At 43.2% G+C, this 22,225-nt stretch carries 20 protein-coding genes and 1 riboswitch; of the genes, 6 read left to right on the top strand and 14 right to left on the bottom strand.

Translation table 11 applies throughout. The features are described 5' to 3' along the window. Nucleotides 1-255 precede the first annotated feature (255 nt). The 3 genes from HT728_RS01885 (at nt 256) to serS (ending at nt 3,482) form a co-directional block, all read left to right on the top strand. Nucleotides 256-1,620 (top strand): aspartate kinase, encoded by a 1,365-nt coding sequence (locus tag HT728_RS01885; RefSeq protein ID WP_173233479.1) that lies wholly within the window; start codon nt 256-258, stop codon nt 1,618-1,620. Between the two features lie 2 nt (nt 1,621-1,622). Further along, complete coding sequence (locus HT728_RS01880; protein ID WP_173233476.1) at nt 1,623-1,994, top strand: DUF956 family protein; 372 nt, start codon at nt 1,623-1,625, stop codon at nt 1,992-1,994. A gap of 213 nt (nt 1,995-2,207) precedes the next feature. Beyond that, complete coding sequence (serS, locus tag HT728_RS01875) at nt 2,208-3,482, top strand: serine--tRNA ligase (RefSeq protein WP_173233474.1); 1,275 nt, start codon at nt 2,208-2,210, stop codon at nt 3,480-3,482. Between the two features lie 24 nt (nt 3,483-3,506). Here the strand turns inward: serS and HT728_RS01870 are convergent, their stop codons facing one another. From HT728_RS01870 to zapA, 6 genes are all read right to left on the bottom strand, one after another. Then, entirely contained in the window at nt 3,507-4,406 is a 900-nt protein-coding gene (locus HT728_RS01870) for a TDT family transporter (RefSeq protein ID WP_173233472.1), read from the bottom strand. 110 nt (nt 4,407-4,516) lie between these two features. Continuing rightward, the gene (locus HT728_RS01865; protein ID WP_050223066.1) at nt 4,517-5,065 is read right to left on the bottom strand and encodes a carboxymuconolactone decarboxylase family protein; all 549 of its coding nucleotides are present in this window, start codon (nt 5,063-5,065) and stop codon (nt 4,517-4,519) included. A gap of 322 nt (nt 5,066-5,387) precedes the next feature. Beyond that, nucleotides 5,388-6,710 carry a sodium:alanine symporter family protein gene (locus tag HT728_RS01860; RefSeq protein ID WP_173233469.1) on the bottom strand — a complete coding sequence of 441 codons (1,323 nt, stop codon included), beginning with the start codon at nt 6,708-6,710 and terminating at the stop codon, nt 5,388-5,390. Nucleotides 6,711-6,800: 90 nt separating this feature from the next. After that, nucleotides 6,801-6,889: riboswitch (glycine riboswitch) on the bottom strand. Between the two features lie 163 nt (nt 6,890-7,052). Then, the gene (locus tag HT728_RS01855) at nt 7,053-9,389 is read right to left on the bottom strand and encodes an endonuclease MutS2 (protein WP_173233467.1); all 2,337 of its coding nucleotides are present in this window, start codon (nt 9,387-9,389) and stop codon (nt 7,053-7,055) included. 103 nt (nt 9,390-9,492) lie between these two features. Beyond that, complete coding sequence (locus HT728_RS01850; protein ID WP_173233465.1) at nt 9,493-10,041, bottom strand: CvpA family protein; 549 nt, start codon at nt 10,039-10,041, stop codon at nt 9,493-9,495. Further along, nucleotides 10,038-10,340 carry a cell division protein ZapA gene (gene zapA / locus HT728_RS01845; protein WP_000002019.1) on the bottom strand — a complete coding sequence of 101 codons (303 nt, stop codon included), beginning with the start codon at nt 10,338-10,340 and terminating at the stop codon, nt 10,038-10,040. The genes HT728_RS01850 and zapA overlap by 4 nt, the downstream gene beginning before the upstream one ends. A gap of 86 nt (nt 10,341-10,426) precedes the next feature. Here zapA and rnhC point away from each other — a divergent pair, with 86 nt between their 5' ends. From rnhC to HT728_RS01830, 3 genes are all read left to right on the top strand, one after another. Beyond that, nucleotides 10,427-11,308, top strand: a complete 882-nt coding sequence (rnhC, locus tag HT728_RS01840) for a ribonuclease HIII (RefSeq protein WP_173233463.1) — start codon at nt 10,427-10,429, stop codon at nt 11,306-11,308. A 3-nt stretch (nt 11,309-11,311) separates the two neighbouring features. Beyond that, complete coding sequence (lepB, locus tag HT728_RS01835; protein ID WP_001083986.1) at nt 11,312-11,926, top strand: signal peptidase I; 615 nt, start codon at nt 11,312-11,314, stop codon at nt 11,924-11,926. A gap of 221 nt (nt 11,927-12,147) precedes the next feature. Next, nucleotides 12,148-14,514: an ATP-dependent RecD-like DNA helicase gene (locus HT728_RS01830; RefSeq protein WP_164226782.1), complete on the top strand. Its 2,367-nt coding sequence runs from the start codon at nt 12,148-12,150 to the stop codon at nt 14,512-14,514. Between the two features lie 47 nt (nt 14,515-14,561). On the opposite strand, the gene tig is transcribed toward HT728_RS01830, so the two are convergent. The 8 genes from tig to mvk form a co-directional block, all read right to left on the bottom strand. Next, a complete protein-coding gene (gene tig, locus HT728_RS01825; RefSeq protein WP_173233461.1) occupies nt 14,562-15,845 on the bottom strand; it encodes a trigger factor in 1,284 nt (427 codons plus the stop codon). Nucleotides 15,846-16,005: 160 nt separating this feature from the next. After that, nucleotides 16,006-16,638, bottom strand: a complete 633-nt coding sequence (locus HT728_RS01820) for a response regulator transcription factor (RefSeq protein WP_112444370.1) — start codon at nt 16,636-16,638, stop codon at nt 16,006-16,008. Between the two features lie 13 nt (nt 16,639-16,651). Beyond that, nucleotides 16,652-17,647, bottom strand: a complete 996-nt coding sequence (locus HT728_RS01815; protein WP_112444368.1) for a sensor histidine kinase — start codon at nt 17,645-17,647, stop codon at nt 16,652-16,654. Beyond that, entirely contained in the window at nt 17,644-18,342 is a 699-nt protein-coding gene (liaF, locus tag HT728_RS01810) for a cell wall-active antibiotics response protein LiaF (protein ID WP_084929911.1), read from the bottom strand. Before liaF ends, HT728_RS01815 begins: the two co-directional genes overlap by 4 nt. A gap of 76 nt (nt 18,343-18,418) precedes the next feature. Beyond that, nucleotides 18,419-19,429, bottom strand: a complete 1,011-nt coding sequence (fni, locus tag HT728_RS01805; protein WP_050141812.1) for a type 2 isopentenyl-diphosphate Delta-isomerase — start codon at nt 19,427-19,429, stop codon at nt 18,419-18,421. Then, nucleotides 19,413-20,420: a phosphomevalonate kinase gene (locus HT728_RS01800; protein WP_112444366.1), complete on the bottom strand. Its 1,008-nt coding sequence runs from the start codon at nt 20,418-20,420 to the stop codon at nt 19,413-19,415. The genes fni and HT728_RS01800 overlap by 17 nt, the downstream gene beginning before the upstream one ends. Next, complete coding sequence (gene mvaD, locus HT728_RS01795; RefSeq protein ID WP_173233459.1) at nt 20,407-21,360, bottom strand: diphosphomevalonate decarboxylase; 954 nt, start codon at nt 21,358-21,360, stop codon at nt 20,407-20,409. The genes HT728_RS01800 and mvaD overlap by 14 nt, the downstream gene beginning before the upstream one ends. After that, nucleotides 21,342-22,220 carry a mevalonate kinase gene (gene mvk, locus HT728_RS01790; RefSeq protein ID WP_173233457.1) on the bottom strand — a complete coding sequence of 293 codons (879 nt, stop codon included), beginning with the start codon at nt 22,218-22,220 and terminating at the stop codon, nt 21,342-21,344. The genes mvaD and mvk overlap by 19 nt, the downstream gene beginning before the upstream one ends. Nucleotides 22,221-22,225 lie beyond the last annotated feature (5 nt).

The raw sequence follows: 22,225 nt of genomic DNA, 5'->3' as shown, positions 1-22,225 counted from the left end.
TCTACAACCTCAAAGCAGTTCTTTGAGCAACCTGCGGCTAGCTTCCTAGTTTGCTCTTTGATTTTCATTGATTGTTAAATCATTTTATTTTCAAAGTATATCTTTTTTAGGAACAGAAAGCAAGGAAAAATCAACTGAAAGTGTCTCAGCCGATTGGAAAGGCTCGCTTTATCCTAGAAAGCATCTTATTTTCTTCATTGAAAAAAGCCTTTCTTTCTGCTATAATCGTATAAAATACTTACTTTAGGAGTTCTTATGAAGGTTGTTAAATTTGGAGGTAGCTCTCTTGCCTCTGCTGGTCAATTAGAAAAAGTTTTAAACATCGTTAAAAGCGATCCAGAGCGTCGTTTTGTAGTTGTTTCTGCGCCTGGTAAACGCAATGCTGAAGATACTAAGGTTACGGATGCCTTAATTAAATACTACCGCGACTATGTTGCTGGTAACGATATTAGTAAGAGTCAAAACTGGATTATCGACCGCTATGCCGCTATGGTTAGTGAATTAGGACTGAAACCAGCTGTGCTAGAGAAAATTTCAAAAAGCATTCGTGCCTTGGCAAGTCTTCCTATTGATGAAAATGAATTTCTCTACGATACTTTCCTAGCAGCTGGTGAAAATAACAATGCTAAATTGATTGCTGCCTACTTTAATCAAAACGGGATCGATGCACGCTATGTGCACCCTAGAGAAGCTGGTATTGTGGTCACAAGTGAACCTGGTCACGCTCGCATCATTCCATCAAGTTATGACAAGATTGAAGAATTGACAAATGCAAATGAAGTCCTTGTCATTCCTGGTTTCTTTGGAGTTACCAAGGAAAATCAAATCTGTACCTTCTCACGTGGAGGATCAGACATTACAGGTTCTATCATTGCTGCAGGGGTTAAAGCTGATCTCTATGAAAACTTTACGGACGTTGATGGTATCTTTGCAGCCCACCCAGGCATTATCCACCAACCACACTCGATTCCTGAGTTGACCTACCGTGAAATGCGTGAGTTGGCCTATGCAGGCTTCTCAGTCCTTCATGACGAAGCCCTTCTTCCTGCCTACCGTGGAAAAATCCCTCTGGTTATCAAAAATACCAACAACCCTGACCATCCAGGTACTCGTATCGTTCTAAAACACAGTAGTGATGAATTTCCAGTTGTGGGAATTGCTGGTGACTCAGGCTTTGTCAGCATTAACATGTCGAAATACCTCATGAACCGCGAGGTTGGATTCGGCCGCAAGGTTCTGCAAATCCTTGAAGACCTTAACATCGGTTGGGAACATATGCCAACAGGTATCGACGATCTTTCGATTATCCTCCGTTCTCGCGAACTAACTCCTATCAAGGAAGAAGAAATCCTTCGTCAGTTGGTTCAAAAGGCTGAAGTAGACCATGCAGAAATCGAACATGACCTTTCAATCATTATGATTGTTGGAGAAAAGATGAAGAGCCATATCGGAGTGACTGCTACTGCGACACGTGCTCTATCTGAAAACAAGATTAACATCCAGATGATGTCTCAAGGTTCTAGTGAAGTTTCTATCATGTTTGTTGTCAATAAAGACCAAGAGAAAGCAGCAATCAAAGCCCTCTACAATGCCTTTTTCGGCGAAAGTAAGGAAGACTAAGCATGGCCCAATCGCTTAATAAAACAGTGCTTCTCAGCACGACAGGCACTTCCTACCTCTCTATCGCTGGGAAAGTTGGGAAATTCCTGATCGGAGATCAGGCTTTGGAATTTTACCCAGATGTCAATGTCGAACAATTTATCCAGATTCCTTGGGACCATATCAACCAGATTGGAGCCAATGTCACTGGTCGGAAAATTAGTCGCCACTTCGAGGTCTTCACAGACAGAGGAAAATTCCTCTTTGCATCAAAAGACTCAGGTGCTATTCTCAAAATTGCTCGCGAAAAACTGGGTAACGACAAGGTCGTCAAACTTCCAACCCTGATTCAGACCATTGGTCAAAAATTTAAAAATCTATTTGCAAAAAAGTAGAAACTTTAGTATAATCATAGCAACGGATAAGTAGGTTATCTTCTTCTTTCAGAAAGTCTGCGGGTGCTGCGAGCAGATAGGAGGGATAGGTGAAATTCTACCGTTAGTAACAATTGCATACACAATCAAGTGCACACCTGTGAAGTTGGATGGAACCGTGGCCCTGCCACTCCAACGCTTTGTCAGGTGTGCTTTTTTCATAAAGGAGTTCTTATGTTAGATATCAAACGTATTCGTACAGACTTTGATGCTGTCGCAGAAAAATTGGCTACACGTGGTGTAGATGCTGCTGTCTTGAATGAGATGAAAGAAATCGATGCTAAACGTCGTGACATTTTAGTCAAGGTTGAAACTCTCAAGGCTGAACGTAACACAGTTTCAGCTGAGATTGCCCAAGCTAAGCGCAACAAGGAAAATGCAGATGACAAGATTGCTGCCATGCAAACTCTATCTGCTGAGGTCAAAGCCTTGGATGCTGAATTGGCAGAAATCGATGCTAAATTGACAGAATTTACTACTACTCTTCCAAATATTCCAGCTGATAGCGTTCCTGTTGGGGCTGACGAAGACGACAATGTGGAAGTTCGCCGTTGGGGGACTCCACGCGAGTTTGACTTCGAGCCAAAAGCTCACTGGGATCTTGGTGAAGAGCTTGGTATCCTTGACTGGGAACGCGGTGGTAAGGTAACAGGCGCTCGCTTCCTCTTCTATAAAGGCCTCGGTGCTCGTTTGGAACGTGCCATCTACAACTTTATGTTGGATGAACATGGAAAAGAAGGCTATACGGAAGTCATCACGCCTTACATGGTTAACCATGATTCTATGTTTGGGACTGGTCAATATCCAAAATTCAAGGAAGATACTTTTGAACTCAGCGATAGCAATTATGTCCTTATTCCTACAGCTGAGGTTCCTCTAACAAACTACTACCGTGATGAAATCCTGGATGGTAAAGACCTGCCAATCTACTTCACTGCTATGAGTCCATCATTCCGTTCTGAGGCTGGTTCAGCTGGTCGTGATACTCGTGGCTTGATTCGTTTGCACCAATTCCACAAGGTTGAAATGGTTAAATTTGCCAAGCCAGAAGAATCTTACGAAGAATTGGAAAAAATGACAGCCAACGCTGAAAACATTCTTCAAAAACTCAACCTTCCATACCGTGTCGTTGCTCTCTCTACAGGAGATATGGGCTTCTCAGCTGCTAAAACTTACGACTTGGAAGTGTGGATTCCAGCCCAAAATACTTACCGTGAAATTTCAAGCTGTTCAAACACAGAAGATTTCCAAGCCCGTCGTGCCCAAATCCGTTACCGTGATGAAGCAGATGGCAAGGTGAAACTCCTTCATACCTTGAACGGTTCTGGACTTGCAGTTGGACGTACAGTGGCTGCTATTCTTGAAAACTACCAAAATGAAGATGGTTCTGTGACCATCCCAGAAGTTCTTCGTCCATACATGGGTGGAGCTGAAGTCATCAAACCATAAAAAATAAGGTTTAGCTATTTCTAGCTAGACCTTTTTTCGTAACCAAATCAGATAAGCGCCTAATACAAAGACTAAAATAATTAAGCAAATAGCGGTTTCAGCCAGTACCAGATAATCCAGAAATGGAAGTTTCAAGATTCCCTGAGTCATCTTAAGCGAAGTAGCTGTGATAATAGTCGGGAAGGTGAGGGCTGAGAAGGCTGGTTGAAAACCTTGTTTTAAAATATTGGGTAGGCGAGTCAAAACAAAGAAAAAGAAGGATTGAGAAGCCAAAATCATAACGATTAAGAGCCAAGTTGGTAGGCTGGCTCCTCCAACTCGAACTAGAGAAGCCAAGAGCAGAGAGAAAGGAGCACAGTAGATTCCTTCTTGTCCAAGCAAGGCTAGTGGGAGTGGATGTTTCTTTAAATCGCTATAAATAAGGGGATAGAGATAGAAGGTTAGGAGAAACCCAAAACTCAAGGTCGCATAGGCAATTTCGATGATGCCTACAAGAGGATAGGTCAAGGCTGCCACTGCTATCCCCACATAGAGAACCGTCCAGCTTGGAGTAGCATGAACCCTCCGACCAGGACAAGCAAACTTGATGGTAAAACCAGCAATCAAGGCCAAATCCAAGAGAAATGAAAACCACCAGAGCCCTTGCGCTACTAAAGGAAGATGAGGAAACACACGAAAGACATAGGTCGATAAAATCATCCCAGCCATAGGAAAAGTGGCCATCCCTGACAAAAGAGGAGGCTTGGTCAATTCTTGCTTGGTTTCCTTCCAATTAAAGAGATGCAGAATCAGAAAGTAAATCCACAAAATCAAACCTGTCAGACTCAACAGATGGGACAGAACCGGCAACGTATCTAAAATAAGATTTCCAGCTCCTGCCAAACCTAGCAAACAACCTGAAAATACTAAGGGGAGTTTTTTCATCCTAACCTCCAATAATCATGTTAGTTTCAGTATATCATAAAAGCGCTTAAATGAGGGGATAAAAAACGAAGTCCGATTATTTCAGACTTCATTTTTTGCTCAGATATGAATTAAGCATAAGGTTGCAATTCTGGATTAATTGGGGTATTGGCTAGGTTGTTGGCATAGTTACAGAGGCTTGCTAGGCTGACACCCAGAACCACATCCAAGGCATTTTGTTGCGTGTAGCCAGCTTCTAAAAACTCAGCTAAGGCTTCATCTCCTACACGACCCTTGGTATTGATAACTGCCAAGGTAAACTTAGCTAGAGTGTCTAATTTAGGATCTGTTTCAATTGGAGTACGATTGCGAAGAGCTTGAATCAAGTCATCATTCATCTGGATTTGTTTGATGGAAAAGGCTGTGTGACCTGCGACACAGAAGGCACAACCATTGGTCACGGCTGCCGTGATTTGCACCACTTCACGCTCAACAGGTGTCAGACTGTTGCGACGGTTGATAGATGCGACAGTTCGGTAGGCTTCTAAAGCAGTCGGTGCATTGGCCAAGAGACCGATTAGGTTGGGAATATAGCCATTGTTGTCTTTTTCTACTGTTTCAAGAACCTCTTTCACTTCTGCTGGTGCTGATTCTACTGTATGGATTGTAAATGTTGTCATAAGATACCTCTTTTCTTGTTATTAACACTAATATTATTGGAAAATCTTATAAAATCCTGATTCCTAAGTTTATTTAGGATAAAGCTTTATTCTCTCATAAGATTTTCGTTGTATATTATACTCTTCGAAAATCAAATTCAAACCGCGTCAGCGTCGCCTTACCGTACTCAAGTACAGCTTGCGGCTAGCTTCCTAGTTTGCTCTTTGATTTTCATTGAGTATTAGTTTATCACACTTCCAATCATTTGCATAATATATATTATATATCAGCTTGATAAAAATCATTTATAGGCAAAAAAATCACACGAACTGTGTGATTTCATTATTTATCAAAATACTTTTTAGTCTCAGAAATGACGACTGGTGATAAAACCAAGAGGGCAATCAAGTTTGGCAGAGCCATCAAGGCATTGACAATATCTGCAATAATCCAGACCATATCCAACTCGATAAATCCTCCCAATAAGACCATGAGTACAAAGACCACACGGTAGAGCCAGATCAAACGAACACCAAAGAGAAACTCAAAACAGCGTTCTCCATAGTAGTTCCAACCTAGAATCGTTGTAAAGGCAAAGAGAACAAGGAAGATGGTTAAGAGGGCAGGTCCAAAGTGTGAAAAGACTGTTGAGAAGGCTGACTGAGTCAAGGCAACCCCATTCAAATCACCACTCCAAACACCAGTTACCAAGATGGTCAAACCAGTCAGAGTACAGATAATGAGGGTGTCAATAAAGGTTCCTGTCATGGAAATCAAACCTTGCTCTACCGGTTCATTTGTCTTAGCCGCAGCAGCTGCAATGGGAGCAGAACCCAGACCAGATTCGTTTGAGAACACACCACGCGCCACACCATTTTGAATAGCCATTCGAATGCTAGCACCAGCAAAACCACCTACCGCAGCAAGGGGACTAAAAGCTGAGGTAAAGACTAAAGCGATTGTGGCAGGGATTTTCCCAATATTAAAGAAAATAACTGTAAGGGTTCCCACAATATAAATGATCGCCATAAAAGGAACTACGGTAGTAGAGACCTTAGAAATAGACTTGAGTCCACCAAAGACTGCAATCGCTACAAAGACAGACAAGACGAGAGCTGTGATGGCTGGCGAAATAGCCGTTGTATTTTGGATGGATTCTGTAATCGAGTTGACTTGGGTGAAGGTTCCGATTCCCAAGAGAGCAACCAATACTCCTGCTACTGCAAACAAAACAGCAAGTGGTCGCCACTTTTCTCCCATTCCTAGAAGAATATAGTGCATGGGACCTCCCGCTACTTCACCATGGTCGTCCTTGGTGCGGTATTTGATGGCCAAGAGTCCTTCCGCATACTTGGTAGCCATTCCAAAGAAAGCCGCCATCCACATCCAAAAGAGGGCTCCTGGTCCACCAACCTTGATAGCCGTCGCAACTCCTATAATATTCCCTGTTCCAACGGTTGATGCCAAGGCTGTACACAGAGCTGCAAAACTGGATACATCACCATGTCCCTTATCCTGGATAAAAATAAGCTGAAAGGCCTTGGGCAGACGCAAAACCTGCAAGAGCCCTAGCCGAATAGTTAGGTAAATCCCTGTTCCGACCAATAAAATCAAGAGGGGCGGTCCCCAAGCAAAAGCATCGATTGATTTAAGCAATTCTAACATTTCCTTCTCCTATCTTTTCAACCCCAAAAGAAAGAGCACATGCAAGATACATGTACTCTGGAATGCTTAGATAAATGCTAAAAAGCGGTCTATCCTAGCTCTGTCCTTTTACCTGAGAGTTTGAGCAGTTACCTGCCTTGCCCCTTCGGTGCCTTTACGGTCTCTCCAGAGTTCCGTCCATTTACAGTCATGGAAAATCAAACGATTCTCCACTTCTATTAAACTTCATTCGGTGTTGGTATTTAATTGATTCTTATTTTACAAAAAATGTTGGCTTTTGTCAATGTGTTTATTAGTAAAAATTAGTTCAACAGTTTTTACTTTATAAAGTCCAGAATACTGTTATCCTTTAAAAGTCACAATAGTTGCACCGCTGCCTCCAGCATTTTGTGGGGCATAGCCGAAACTCTTGACATGTTTGTTTCTTTTTAGGTATTTGGTAACTCCTTCACGGATGACACCTGTTCCGATACCATGGATGATATCGACTTGCGCCATATTGTTAAGCAGGGCTTGATCGATAAAGGCATCTAGCTCATTCATAGCCTCTTCATAGCGCTTGCCTCGAAGGTCCAGTCTGGCTTGTGGACCACGACCAGAAGTTCGTTTCACAACATTGACTTGTTTCTTCTTGACTTGCTTTTCTTGCTGGGCTTGAACAAGGTCAAATTCTTTCTCTTCCAAGGTCATCTTAATCAAGCCAACTTGGGCTTCCCAGCGGCCGTCCTTGAGTTGACTGGTCAAGGTACCACGCTGGCCATAACTGAGAACCACGATATCATCTCCCACCTTTGGAGCTCGTTTTTTCTTGGCCTTTTGAAGAACCTTGTTTTTAGACAAGTCCACTTTTTCAGGAGCCAATTTTTTCAGCTTGGCCTTGGCTTCAATGATTTCATGGGGTTTGAGTTGAGATTTACTGTGAAGATTTTTGAGAATCTGGTCACTTTCACTTAGGGCCATGTCCACAATCTCAGCAGCTTGTTCACGCGCTTTGTTAAGCTCAGTTTCCTTTTCACGATTGAGCTCGTTGTAAAGTTTTTTAAGAGCACGGTTCATCTTGAGATTTTCTTGCTCCACCTCACGGATATTGTCCAAGCGTTTGCGACTCTCTAGCGTCTGCTCTTCCAATTGCTCAATAATCCGGTTGACATCATTGTCCTGATCAACCTGCTGACTGGCATCCCCTACGATAACCTCAGATAGACCTAGACGTTTGGCAATTTCAAAGGCATTGCTTCGGCCAGGAACACCCTGCATAAAGCGATAGGTCGGGCGAAGAGTTGCAGTATCAAACTCCATGCTGGCATTTTGCACAAAGGATGTCTCAATACCATAGGCCTTGAGTTCCGGATAGTGGGTGGTCGCCATAGTCTTAACTTGACGCAGGCGAAGGTCCTCCAGAATAGCCATAGCAAGGGCAGCTCCTTCTTGAGGATCCGTACCAGCCCCCAACTCATCCAAGAGTAAGAGTGAATGTTGATTGACCTTACCAAGAATATCCACAATATTGGTCATATGGCTAGAGAAGGTAGACAAGCTCTGCTCAATAGACTGCTCATCGCCAATATCAGCAAAAATTTCTTCAAAAATACCAACACGACTTCCCTTATCTGCTAAAATCGGCAAACCAGACTGAGCCATAACCTGCGTCAAGCCCAGAGTTTTAAGCATGATGGTCTTCCCACCTGTATTGGGACCTGTAATAACAATGGCTGTTAAATCTTGACCAAAATGGACATCATTTGCGACGGCATTTTTGACCAAAGGATGGCAGACATGGAGCAATTGAATTTCCTGATTTTCTGACAGCTGAGGAACGACTGCTTGCCTTTCTTGGATAAAGCGGACCTTGGCACGAATCAAGTCCAGATGGCCGATAATCCAAGCATCATTAGCAATCTCAGCCGCATGAGGACGGACACGCTCCGAGATTTCTTGGAGAATGCGAAGCATTTCATAGCGCTCATCTGCTCGCAGACTAGCGATTTCTTCGCTCAGTTTGACCACCTCACGAGGTTCGATATAGACGGTATTTCCACTAGCAGAAATATCATGAACGACACCTGCAATTTTATTGCGGTAGGTGTTTTTGACTGGTAAAACCTGACGGCCATTTCTGCTGGCAACAATCCCTTCTGTCAACATCTGCGCTTTTTGCTTGAGCAAGTCTTGCAAGACATCGCGTACCTGACTCTCGCTATCATGGATTTTTCTACGGATGCGCGCCAATTCTTCACTGGCAAAATTTTCAATGAAACCTGCATCATTAAAGGCTTGGAGATTTCCTTGTAATTGCGGAAAATCATGTAATTTCTCAAACCAAAGGGCTAATTCTTCCAAACTGACATTTTCCAGATTGGCGTAAAAACTTTGCAGTTCTCGGCTGGCAAGAAGCACGCGCTTCAAGAGTAGGAACTCCTCGATATTGAGGTCCGCCCCCATCTCCAACCGCTTGCAGACTCCTGCAATTTCCTTGGTTGCGAGAATGGTAAAATGCGGTTGCTCAACAAAAAGAGCCTGCATTTCCTTCATCTCAGCAAAAGCCTGTTTGATTTTATCTGCTTTGGCAGTCGGAGCTAGCTGTCTCAATTGCTCCAAGCCCTGCTCGGTCAACAAATGGGGTTCAAACAAGGCCTTGACCTTATTGAACTCTAATGTTTCTAATATTTTCTTATTCATCTTTATTTCCTTATCTTTGAATGTCTAGGTGTGGTAGCTTTTTATATTCTGATAGATTCGAATCAAATCTGTAAACAAAGGGCTAGGAAAACTCCTGCCCTTTTTATCCGATTAAATTTGTCACCCAGATTTGTTTGAGCCAACTGGTTGTTACCGGTATGCTCTGGATGATGTGTTTTGCGACGATACTCTTTTCAAGAGGATTTTGTATAGCTGCCATGGGAATGGTTGCTAGTATGGTCAAGGCCATTTGCAAGACAAATAAGGTCACCAACATGGACAAGATCCCTGCTGAAACTTGGAACAACTTACCACCCAGTTTTTTACTAGGAATCAAGTGTAAGAGGAGACCAAGCAAACGACCTATGCTATAGACAACCCCGAAAACCAACAAGTAGCCGATCCCTGCGTAAAAGACCTTATCCAACTGAAAGAGTTGATCCGATGGGAAAAAGAAAGTTCCCTGACCTTCCTGCGGATTTGCATAAGGGAGTAATAAATGGAATTGTTCTCCAAGCCCCTTGTAAAACTGGCCAGCCACAAAAGCCGATGCCAGGGCTGAAATCAGGTAATAAATCTGTAAGAGCAGACCTCTCCGATAGCCGATATAAAATCCCCAAGCCAAGACCAATAGAAGAAGGAGTGAAATCATAAGGAATCCTCAATCTTGCTCTGTTCTTGCTTGCAAGTCACAAGCTTGTGACGGAGTTCTTCTAATTCTTGCTCCTTATCATCAAATTCAATCTCACGGCTGAGCTGAGTTGATAAACAGTTGACTGCCAACAAAAGAGCGATTGTTTCATCATCTGCGCTAGGCATTTGTTCTTTAATTGCTTGGTATTTTTCTGTCGCAACCTTGGCGATTTCCTCCATAAAAAGGTTATCATGTTCGCTTGTCAAGGTTAATGATTTTTTCCCGAATGTAAATTTGAATCGATTTAGATTTGCCATAAAATTCACCTCACGATATTATACCAAAATTCGCTAATTTTGTCAGTTTTTACAAATTTGCCTGCTTTTATGGTACAATAGAAACTATGGCAAGTATAACACTCACACCAAGCGAAAAGGAGATTCAGGCTTTTCTTGAACACTATCAGACCAGTCTGGCTCCCAGCAAGAATCCCTATATTCGCTACTTTTTGCGACTACCTCAAGCAACGGTTTCTATCTATACTTCTGGAAAGATCTTACTTCAGGGTGAAGGGGCTGAGAAATATGCTCGTTTCTTTGGCTATCAGGTTTTAGAGGAAACCAGCGGACAAAATCTCCCTTTGATTGGGACAGATGAGGTGGGAAATGGTTCCTACTTTGGTGGACTTGCAGTTGTGGCTTCTTTTGTCACACCTGACCAGCATGACTTCTTGCGAAAACTCGGTGTGGGGGATTCCAAGACTCTGACCGACCAAAAGATTCGGCTTATTGCTCCTATTCTCAAGGAAAAAATCCAGCATCAGGCACTGCTTCTCTCACCAAGCAAGTACAACGAAGTCATCGGAGACCGCTACAATGCTGTTTCGGTTAAGGTTGCCCTCCATAATCAGGCTATCTATCTCCTCCTTCAAAAAGGCGTTCAGCCTGAGAAAATTGTGATTGATGCCTTTACCAGTGCTAAAAATTATGACAAGTACTTGGCACAAGAGGCCAATCGTTTCAGCAATCCTATCAACTTAGAAGAAAAGGCTGAGGGCAAATACTTGGCTGTCGCAGTTTCTTCTATCATTGCGCGTGATCTCTTTCTGGAAAATCTTGAAAATCTGGGACGAGAACTGAGTTATCAACTCCCAAGTGGGGCTGGAACGGCTTCTGACAAGGTGGCTAGCCAGATTTTACAAGCCTATGGTATGCAGGGACTTAACTTCTGCGCCAAACTGCACTTTAAAAATACTGAAAAAGCGAAAAAACGCTTAGAAAGGTAAATTATGAATTCATTTAAAAATTTCTTAAAAGAGTGGGGATTGTTCCTCCTGATTCTGTCATTATTAGCTTTAAGCCGTATCTTTTTTTGGAGTAATGTCCGCGTAGAAGGACACTCCATGGATCCTACCCTAGCGGATGGCGAAATTCTCTTTGTTGTCAAACACCTCCCTATTGACCGTTTTGATATCGTGGTAGCCCATGAGGAAGACGGTAATAAGGACATTGTCAAGCGCGTGATTGGAATGCCTGGCGACACTATCCGTTACGAAAACGATAAACTTTACATCAATGACAAAGAGACGGATGAGCCTTACCTAGCTGACTACATCAAACGCTTCAAGGATGACAAACTCCAAAGCACTTACTCCGGCAAGGGATTTGAAGGAAATAAAGGCACTTTCTTTAGAAGTATCGCTCAAAAAGCCCAAGCCTTCACAGTTGATGTCAACTATAACACCAACTTTAGCTTTACTGTCCCAGAAGGAGAATACCTTCTCCTCGGAGACGACCGCCTGGTTTCGAGCGACAGCCGCCACGTAGGTACCTTTAAAGCAAAAGATATCACAGGGGAAGCTAAATTCCGCTTCTGGCCAATCACCCGTATCGGAACATTTTAAGAGATCTAAGAGGCCGAGAGTCAAGAATCTCAGCCTCTTCTTCTATCGTGAGAAGTGATTGTTTATTGACTAATACTCTTCAAAACACGTCAGCTTCCATCTGCAACCTCAAAACACTGTTTTGAGCAACCTGCGGCTAGCTTTCTGGTTTGCTCTTTGATTTTCATTGAGTATAAAATAAAAACAATCCCAACTCTCACCTATTCATGCAAAGGAATTTTATGGAAGTTTATTTTTCAGGAACCATTGAACGGATTATTTTTGAAAATCCCAGCAATTTTTATCGTATCCTCCTCCTAGAAATCGACGATACAGACGCAGAAAGCTTTGATGATTTTGAAATCATTGTCACGGGCACCATGGCTGATGTGATTGAGGGAGAAGACTATACTTTTTGGGGACAAATTGTCCAGCACTCCAAGTATGGGGAACAACTGCAAATCAGCCGATATGAACGCGCAAAACCAACTAGCAAGGGCTTGGTCAAGTACTTTTCAAGTAGCCATTTCAAGGGGATTGGTCTCAAGACTGCTCAGAAAATCGTCGACACCTATGGCGACAATACCATTGACGAAATTCTGCAACACCCAGAAAAGCTAGAAGGCATCTCAGGGCTCTCTGCCAAAAATCGTGAGGCTTTCGTCTCCACTCTCCGTCTCAACTACGGAACCGAGATGGTCTTGGCCAAACTAGCCAACTACGGCATTCCCAATAAACTAGCATTTCAAATTCAAGACTTTTACAAGGAAGAAACCCTTGATGTGGTTGAAAATTATCCCTACCAATTGGTTGAGGATATCAAGGGCTTGGGATTTACCATTGCTGACCAATTAGCGGAGGAGCTAGGCATCGAAAGTCAGGCTCCTGAACGCTTCCGCGCCGGTCTAGTTCACAGTCTTTTTCAGGCCTGTATGGAAACAGGGGACACCTATGTTGAAGCTCGGGATTTGCTAGAACAAACCCTTACTCTCCTTGAATCTTCTCGCCCAGTGGAACTGGATCCCAGCCAAGTGGCCCAAGAACTCTCCTACCTGATTGAAGAAGACAAGGTCCAGCAGGTTGATACCAAAATTTTTGACAACAGCCTCTTTTTCGCTGAGGAAGGCATCCGCAGTCACTTGGTTCGTATTCTTGAAAAAGGAAAACAGAAGAGTCATGATTTAGAAACCATTCAAAAACATATCGCTACTGTCGAGGAAGAGCTGGGGATTGAGTATGATAGCATTCAAAAACAAGCTATCTGTGATGCTATCCAGAACAAGGTCTTTATCCTAACAGGTGGACCTGGTACTGGTAAGACAACTGTGATCAATGGGATTATCGCTGTTTATGCCCTCTTAGAAGGACTTAACCTCAGGAAAAAAAGCAATCTGCCGATTCTTCTTGCTGCTCCAACTGGACGAGCCGCTCGACGTATGAATGAATTGACAGGCTTGCCTAGCGCGACCATACACCGTCATTTAGGAATGACAGGTGACGATGATACCAGTCATCTGGAAGATTATCTGGATGCCGACTTTATCATCGTAGATGAATTCTCCATGGTGGATACTTGGCTGGCCAATCAACTCTTCTCCAACATCTCTTCTAACAGTAAAATCCTCATCGTGGGTGACAGCGACCAGCTACCGTCTGTCAGCCCTGGACAGGTTCTAGCGGATCTACTCCATATTCCCTTGATTCCTCAGACTCGTTTGGAAAAAATTTATCGACAAAGCGAAGAATCAACCATAGTAACCTTAGCAAGTCAGATTCGACAGGGCATCTTGCCAGCTGATTTCACCCAGAAAAAAGCAGACCGTTCCTACTTTGAAATTGCTAGTGGCCATATTCCTGCTACTATTGAGAAAATCTTAGGCGCTGCCCTCAGAAGTGGTATCCCTGCTCGTGATATTCAGGTTCTAGCTCCCATGTACCGAGGGACGGCAGGGATTGATGCCATCAACCAGCTCATGCAAGACCTCCTGAATCCACCACAAAAAGACCAACTCAGTTTTGAAGCTCCCCAGTGTCACTATCGTAAGGGCGACAAGGTCATTCACTTGGTCAACGATGCTGAAATCAATGTCTTTAATGGAGATTTAGGAGTCATCACAGACCTGATTCCTGGCAAATACACCGAGTCGAAACAAGATGAGATTGTCATTGATTTTGATGGCAACGAGGTCTCTTACCCACGTAACGAATGGTACAAGATTCGCCTGGCCTATGCTATGAGTATCCATAAGTCACAGGGAAGTGAGTTCCCTGTTGTCATCCTGCCTATCACTAGTGCTAGTAGGCGTATGCTGGAGCGCAATCTCATCTACACAGCCATTACTCGCGCCAAAAGCAAGCTTATCTTACTAGGAGAATTACAGGCCTTCGATTATGCTACTCAACATATCGGAACTGCCCGAAAAACCTATCTGATTGAACGCTTCAGTGATTTATTGGAGAATGTTGAAGAAAAGCAACAAGCGGTCTCTGAAACAGTAACATCAAGTATCTCTGAACAATCCTACATCCTAACCGAAGAAAACTGGGACAGCATCCCAGCCATGATTGGGATTACAGACGCAGACCTCAAAGAGATTTTTGGAAAATAGTGTATAAGAAAACCCACCAATTCAGGTGGGCTTTTTGTTTATTAAGATTATTTTACTGTTGCTGTGCTTGTGATCAACTCAACAGCTTTTTTGATTGTGATATCGTGTTTCAACATATCAGCTGAAAGCAAGCTTTGTACTTGAGCAACTTCCATGTTGTAGTCTGCTGCCAATTGCTCAACTTCTTTTTGGATTTCTTCTTCTGAAGCGTCAAATCCTTCAGCTTTGGCAACTGCTTCGATAACAAGGTTAGTTCTAGTACGTGACTCAGCTTCTGCTTGGTATTGGTTGTGAAGGTCTTCTTGAGTAGTTCCAGTGATTTGGAAGTACATGTCAGGGTTGATACCTTGACGTTGCAAGTTCCCAAGGAATTCGTTTACTGAGCGGTGAACTTCTTCGTGAATCATTTCTTCTGGAAGTTCTACGATTTCAGCGTTTTCTACAGCTTTATCAATTGCTGCACCTTCAACTGCATCTTTGTAAGCTTCTTCTTTAGCAGCAGCCAATTCGTTGCGGTATTTTTCTTTCAATTCAGCAAGTGTTTCAACTTCTTCGTCGATGTCTTTTGCAAGTTCATCATCAAGAGCTGGAACTTCTTTAGCTTTAACTTCGTGGATAGTTGTCACGAATTTAGCTTCTTTACCTGCAAGGTCTTCTGCTTGATAGTCTTCTGGGAATGTTACGATAACATCAACAGTTTCGCCAGCTGAGTGACCTACCAATTGGTCTTCAAAGCCAGGGATGAATTGACCTGAACCAAGTCCAAGTGAGAAGTTTTCACCTTTTCCACCATCAAATTCAACACCGTCGATAGAACCAACGAAGTCGATGACAACAGTGTCACCGTTTTCAGCAGCAGCTTCTTTGATAACCAATTCAGCCAAGTTGTTGCGTTCGCGTTCGATACGCTCTTCAACGTCAGCGTCAGTTACTTCTTTTTCTACATCTACTGATACTTCAAGGTTTTTGTAGTCACCCAATTTAACTTCAGGTTTTGTCACGACTTCAGCTGTGATAACCCAGTCTTGACCTTTTTCCATTGAAGTCACGTCAATTTTTGGTTGAGCAACCACTTCAAGACCAGCTTCTTTTACAGCTGCTTCATAAGCGTTTGGCAAAAGAGCGTTCATAACGTCTTGGTAAAGTGATTCTTCACCAAACTTTTTGTCGAAGATAGGACGTGGAAGGTGACCTTTACGGAAACCTGGAACATTAAGAGATTTCTTCACTGAGTTGAAGACACGGTCCAATTCTGGTTTGATTTGGTCTTGAGAGATAGTGAAAGTCAAGACACCACGGTTTGTTTCTTTGTTTTCAAATGATACAGACATTCTGTCATTTCTCCTTAAAATTTTTTAAATACAGTCTATTATAACATAAATGAGCGACTTTTTTCAAGTAACGAATGCGCTTTTCAATGATGCTAGAGGTACTTGCTCGCTTCTTTGATACTAAATTAAGTCATTTCTCCGATATTATTTTATATAACTACTAAAACTCCTCACGCCCTACCAAACGATGCTGAAAGGCATAGACTGCCGCCTGGGTACGATCACTGACTTCAAGTTTGGCAAGGATATTGGACACATGGGTCTTGACCGTCTTGAGAGAGATAAAAAGTTCGTCTGCGATACGCTGATTTTCGTAGCCCTTGGCAATCAGTTGGAGAACATCTCGCTCACGCGCAGTCAAATCCTCATGTAGTTCCATGTGATTGCGGTGGTATTCAACCTTCTTGCTGACCTCTTGCTCAATGGCCAGCTCACCAGCAGCCACCTTACGGACGGCATGGAGAAGTTCGTCAGCACTAGAAGTCTTGAGCATATAGCCCCTAGCACCTGCATTTAAGACAGGCATGATTTTTTCATTGTCCAAGTAAGAAGTCACAATCAAAATCTTGGCTTCAGGCCATTCTTTGAGGATAGCCAAGGTCGCGTCAATTCCATTCATCTCAGGCATGACAATATCCATGACAATGACATCTGGACGCAGTTCCAAGGCCAAGTCAATTCCTTGAGACCCGTTGGACGCCTCGCCCACAACTTCTACATCATCTTGGAGGTCAAAGTAGCTTTTCAAGCCCAAGCGGACCATTTCATGGTCATCTACTAGTAAAATTTTCATCTTTACTCCTTTATCATTCCTTATCTAGCAGGGGAATACGAATATCAATTGCCATCCCTTGCTTGGGAGCTGTTAATAACTGAACCGTCCCTGCCATATCTTCAACCCGCTCCTTGATATTTCGCAGTCCATAACTCAAGTCGTCTAAACTCCCTAACTGAAAACCAATTCCATTGTCCACCACCTTCAGTTGCAATTCAACATCTGTCTGATAGAGATAGACATCTAAACAAGAGGCCTGGGCATGGCGAAGGGTATTGCTGATCAACTCTTGCAGGATACGGAAAATATGCTCCTCAATTTTCTTGGGCAATTTCGTTACATTATGCTTGAAACCAACCTTGAGATCACTCTTGTCCTCAAGCTCTTTTAAGAGGATTTGGATTCCCTCAACCAGATTCTTCTGCTCCAGCTCAACTGGTCGCAAATGCAAGAGCAAGACCCGCAAATCCTTCTGGGCTGTTTCTAAAATAGCTGTGACACTCTGCAACTGGGGCTGCATCTTTTCTCTATCCAATTTCAAAGCCTGCTGACTGATACCCGATAAAATCATGTGGGCCGCAAACAACTCCTGACTGACTGTATCGTGCAAATCCCGAGCAATTCGCTTCCGTTCCTTCTCGATGATTTCCTCTTCCTGAGCAAGGCTATGATTTTCAGCTTTTTGAAGAGCCTCTGTCAAAAGGTTAAGTTTACCTGACAAGGACTTGAAACTGGCATCCAAATCTGGATCTGCAACCTGAACCACTTCTTGCCCTGCCAATAAACGCTTGAGATTAGTCTGCATTTTTCTTAGAGAAAGCTCTTCGATACCTCTCCAAAACAGGGCTAAGAGACAGGTCATGGACATGCTGAATACCAACAACAAAAAGATAAATTTTTCTGTTTTTTCGACATCGTGCAGAAAGATAGACCAGTCAAAGTCAAGGATTTCCAGCAAGCTGTGGGACAGAAATAAGACAAACAGGAAGGAGGTGAGGACAATGATTACATAAGCTTGTTTTTTCATCCTCTGACCACCTCCACATCCCCAATCATAGTAGTCAAGAAAATCTTGACACTCTTGTTACTCTTGAGATAGTCTCTTGTTTCTTGATGATAGTGTTCATTGCGGAGGGCTCGCTTGGGCTGGTTGAAAAAAGTCAAATCACCATAGAGACAGTTAACGCTAAGGCTGACTTCCACATCTACAGGTACAATGATTTTGGTCGTTCCTACCATCTTTCTGAGGATAATGACATTGTCATGATTGGTTAGGATGACCCTCTCCAGATGAATAGTGTCCTTGCCCATGAGGCGAAAGAGATTGATATCATCAAACTGGCAAGTCTGGTAGCTTGAAAAATGATGGAGATTTCCAAACCAACGATTTTTCTCCTTCTTAACCGTTACCACCTCTTCAAAAACCAAATTGGTCTGCTCTTTTTCCTGGTTCATCATCGGATAAAGAAGAAAGAGGCTGTAGATGACCGCAACAAAAATAGCTAAAATCACAAAAGGATTGAGCATGACGATGAAAAAGAAAAGAATGGTTGCCACCACTAAAAGAAGATTATTGCCCTCTTTACCAGTGTAATAACGAATCAAAAGCAAAAAGAGGAATAAAATCAGCAGAAAACGCGAAAAATGCTCTGAAACCATCAAAATCAGAGCTCCTGTCAAAAGACAGGTTTCGATAAATAAAAAGATTTTAAATTTTCTCATAAGTTCATCCTCTGCTTTCTATTTTATCACAATTCAAAAAAGTCACCTCAGTCTAAAGATGGAAAAAAGGCGGTGGTTACGCCTTTTTCATCTGATCCTTTGCTTCTTTTAATTTTCCATAAAGAAGATAGTCTACTTTTTGCAGATCTGCTATGGTGGCACAATTAAGAGCACACATAATCAAGCGTAGATCTGCTTTCCAGCCTTGGACAATGCCAATCACTTCTTCGACTGTGTAGCTTTCAACCAATTCTAGAACTGTTCGAGACAGTCCTACAGCCTTAGCACCAAAGACCAAGCACTTAATCATATCCAGCGGATTCCGAACCCCTCCACTAACTAAGAGTTCGACCTTGTCTTTCCATTCTTGGGCATTGAGAAGGGCCTGCATGGTGGACTGGCCCCATTGATTAAGATAATCACGCTGACCACTGCGACGGTTTTCGATATAAGCAAAGCTGGTGCCACCACGACCTGATAGATCAACAGTTCGAACGCCTAGTTCATAGGCTCTTTCGATGGTCTTGGCATCCATTCCAAAGCCCACTTCCTTGAGGGCAATCGGAACAGGGATTTGCTTGCTATAGTCTGCTAGATTCGATTGCCAGCTTCTGAACTTCCTTTCTCCCTCAGGCATGAGTAATTCCTGCATGACATTGACATGCACTTGTAGGAGAAGAGGATTCATTTCTTCTACCGTCTGAAGTCCTAACTCGACAGGCTTGTCTAATCCAATATTGGTTCCAAGAAGGAGATTTGGATGACTAGACTTGACAGAAAAAGAGGCATCTGATGGATCTTTGAGAGCCGCACTATAAGAGCCTGTCACAAATAAAATACCACAGGCTTCCGCCACCTGAGCTAGTTTTTGATTGATTTCTTTACCTTTTTCACTCCCACCTGTCATGGCATTGATATAAAAAGGAAAAGCCCACTTTCGACCAGCGAACTCTGTCGACAGATTGACTTCATCCAGGTCGTAAAGAGGCAAGGAAGAATGAATCAACTCCACCTCATCAAAGCTATTATAGGAACTTTTCTGCTCAAGGGCATAGCGGATGTGCTCATCCTTACGATTTGTCGTCATGTCCTATCCTTTCTTGGTATAAAAGCTCAATCCCCAGATCGGCCCAACGGTTTTTTAGGGTTTCAGTTGATTGCTCATCAAAACTCAAGGCAATACCACAATCACCACCACCAGCGCCGCTACTCTTAGCAACAGCCTGCAAATCTTGACTGGCTTCTTTCAACTGTCTAAGCGAAGGCGTGTAAATATCTGTACTCAAACCTTCTAAAAGCTGACTGGCTGTTTCCACCTGCTCAATGATTTTTTCTGCATTCCCTTGCTCCAAGGCTTCTACCAAAGAAGCCACCGTTTCTTTTGAGGAACTTAAAAAATTCTGATTGATATTTTGCTTGATTTGCTGAACCATGTTACTAGACACAGCTACTTCCTTGGTCCATCCCACTAGGAAATCACATTCTAGGGCAGGTTTCACTTGTAAGATGGAAAAGCCCCACTCACGCTCCAAAACTGTCGTCAAGTTTTCTTCTTCCAACCAAGCAGCCACCTTCTGGCGATTAAATGACTGGTAGAGAACCAAATCCTCTGCTACAATACAGGCAAGGTCGCCCATGGAACCATTGTCTCCTCGCTTGAGCAAGACAGCACTAGCCAGCTTAAACAAGAGATCTTGATTAACCGAAAGATCATATAGAGCAAGCAGAGCCTTGATAACCAAGACAACGATGCTACCGCTAGAACCTAGACCAAACTTTTTCCCTTCTCGTTCCATTTTTCCACGAATTTCTAGAGAAAAAGGTCGCAAGGTTTGCCCACGATAAACAAGGAAATCTTCCACTAAAGCAATCGTTTCTTGAATCAAGCTATAGTCAGGATTTGGCGTCAAATCCACTGCGAAATCAAACATATCCGAATAGATACGATAACTATCTGAAAAAGCAATCTCGCCCTTCATATAGATGGAGATAGCCTTTATCAAGGCCAACTGCCCTGGCTCTAAAATAGCATATTCACCTGCCCAATAGAGCTTTCCGCAAGTTTTAACAGCAATCATCTTGGCTCAAATCCTTTGTTTTTGACACAATCAAGCGATAACGTTGACCGAAGATTTCTGATAAATGCTCCAAGTCTTTCTCCTGACAGAGGACCTTAACATTGGGACCAGCATCCATGGTAAAGTAGCAGGCCTCTCCTTGCTCACGAAGCTGGCGAACAAAGTCCATAGCCTCATAAGAGGCATCCGTCAGATAAGAAAAGGCTGGACTAGCAGTCTTTGTCGTAGCATGCATAGCCAGGGCATTTTTCTCCGTTAATTCTCCAATCTTGGCAAAATCATTTTCCTTGAGATAAATCAGCATATCCTGATAATCCTTCTCAGACTGACGAACCCAGTCGTCAAAAGTCGTCGAGGTTTCCACACAAAGTTTCATCCCGTCACGGCTAGAGATTGGTTTTTTCTTGTCTTCTAGCACCAACATAATCATAGCTAGTTTCAGGTCTGTCTCTACAGGGTAAATCTCTCCGCTATCCTTGTCCCAGGCACCTAGCGGTCCATAAAAACTCCGAGAAGAAGAGCCTGAGGCAAACTTAGCCTCCTGCGCCAACTGACTCCGATTCAAACCAAGCTTGAAATAAGCGTTGCAAGCCTTGACCAAGGCGGACAAACCACTAGAACTTGAGGACAGGCCCGCTGCGGTAGGCATATTGTTTTGAGTATCGATACGGACAAAGTCCTCACCTTCTGGACGGTAACGGTCGATAATCTTACTCATCTTGGCATGCTCCGCTTCATTTTGTAGCTGACCATTGATATAAAATGCATCAGCTGTCGCATCCGTCGATAGAGATGACAAAGTCGTCTCCGTGTACATATTTTCTAAAGTCAAAGAAATACTGCTAGTAGCAGGCACCATTTCTTTTTCTTTTTTCTTTCCCCAATATTTGATAATAGCAATATTTGCGTAGGAACGTACTGTTACAGGCTCTCTATCCATGTCTTAACAGCTCCTTTCTCTTCTAATCTTTCTGCTAGTTCTTGTGCGTGTGTCAAATTGATTGCCAAGGCTATGATACAGCCTCCAAGCCCACCACCGCTCATCTTAGCACCCAGAGCACCATGACTAAGAGCCGTTTCAACTAGAGAATCCGCCTCTGGGCTACTAACACCAATTGCTTTTAAATGCAAGTGTGCTTTACTGAGGATTTGCCCCAGTCCTTCAGCATCTTTTCTTGTAATCGCTTCTTCTGCCTGCTGGGTCAATTCTCCCAAAGCATGCAAAAACGGTAGGGCATCCTTTCCCTTACTTTGAACCACTTGGATGGCTTCACGAGTGTGACCATAAACGCCTGTATCTGCAATCACCAAATAGGCGGATAAATCCATCTCAAGCTCTGTAAATCCTACATTCTTAATAAAACGAATAGGCTGGTCACTGAGACAGGTCTTGGCATCCAAACCACTAGGATTCATATGGGCAATCATCTCCGCCCTATTGACCAAGATTTCCAATACATCATGAGGCAGATCAGCCTCATAGTAGTCAAATACCGCACGAATGGCCGCTATGCTGATAGCAGCCGACGAACCCATTCCCCGCTTCTCAGGGATAGCCGAGTCAATCTCACAGCGAATGCAGGCTTCCTTGATATCCAAATACTCCAGAGAAGCATAAACTGCCATAGACAAGGTATCTTCCTCATAGAGACGCCAAGGACTCGCTGCAGGAACTACCTTACAAGTCACCTCCACCTCCAAAAGAGGCAGGGAAATGGCCGGATAACCGTAAACGACCGCATGCTCCCCTATTAAAATAATCTTACTATGTGCCTGACCGACACCAACCTTTTTTGTCATGTTAT

This window comes from Streptococcus sp. 544 (assembly GCF_013277385.1).
GTDB classification, from domain to species: domain Bacteria; phylum Bacillota; class Bacilli; order Lactobacillales; family Streptococcaceae; genus Streptococcus; species Streptococcus mitis_BA.
The sequence above is the reverse complement of the archived record's forward strand: the minus strand, read 5'-3'. Positions and strand labels throughout refer to the sequence as shown.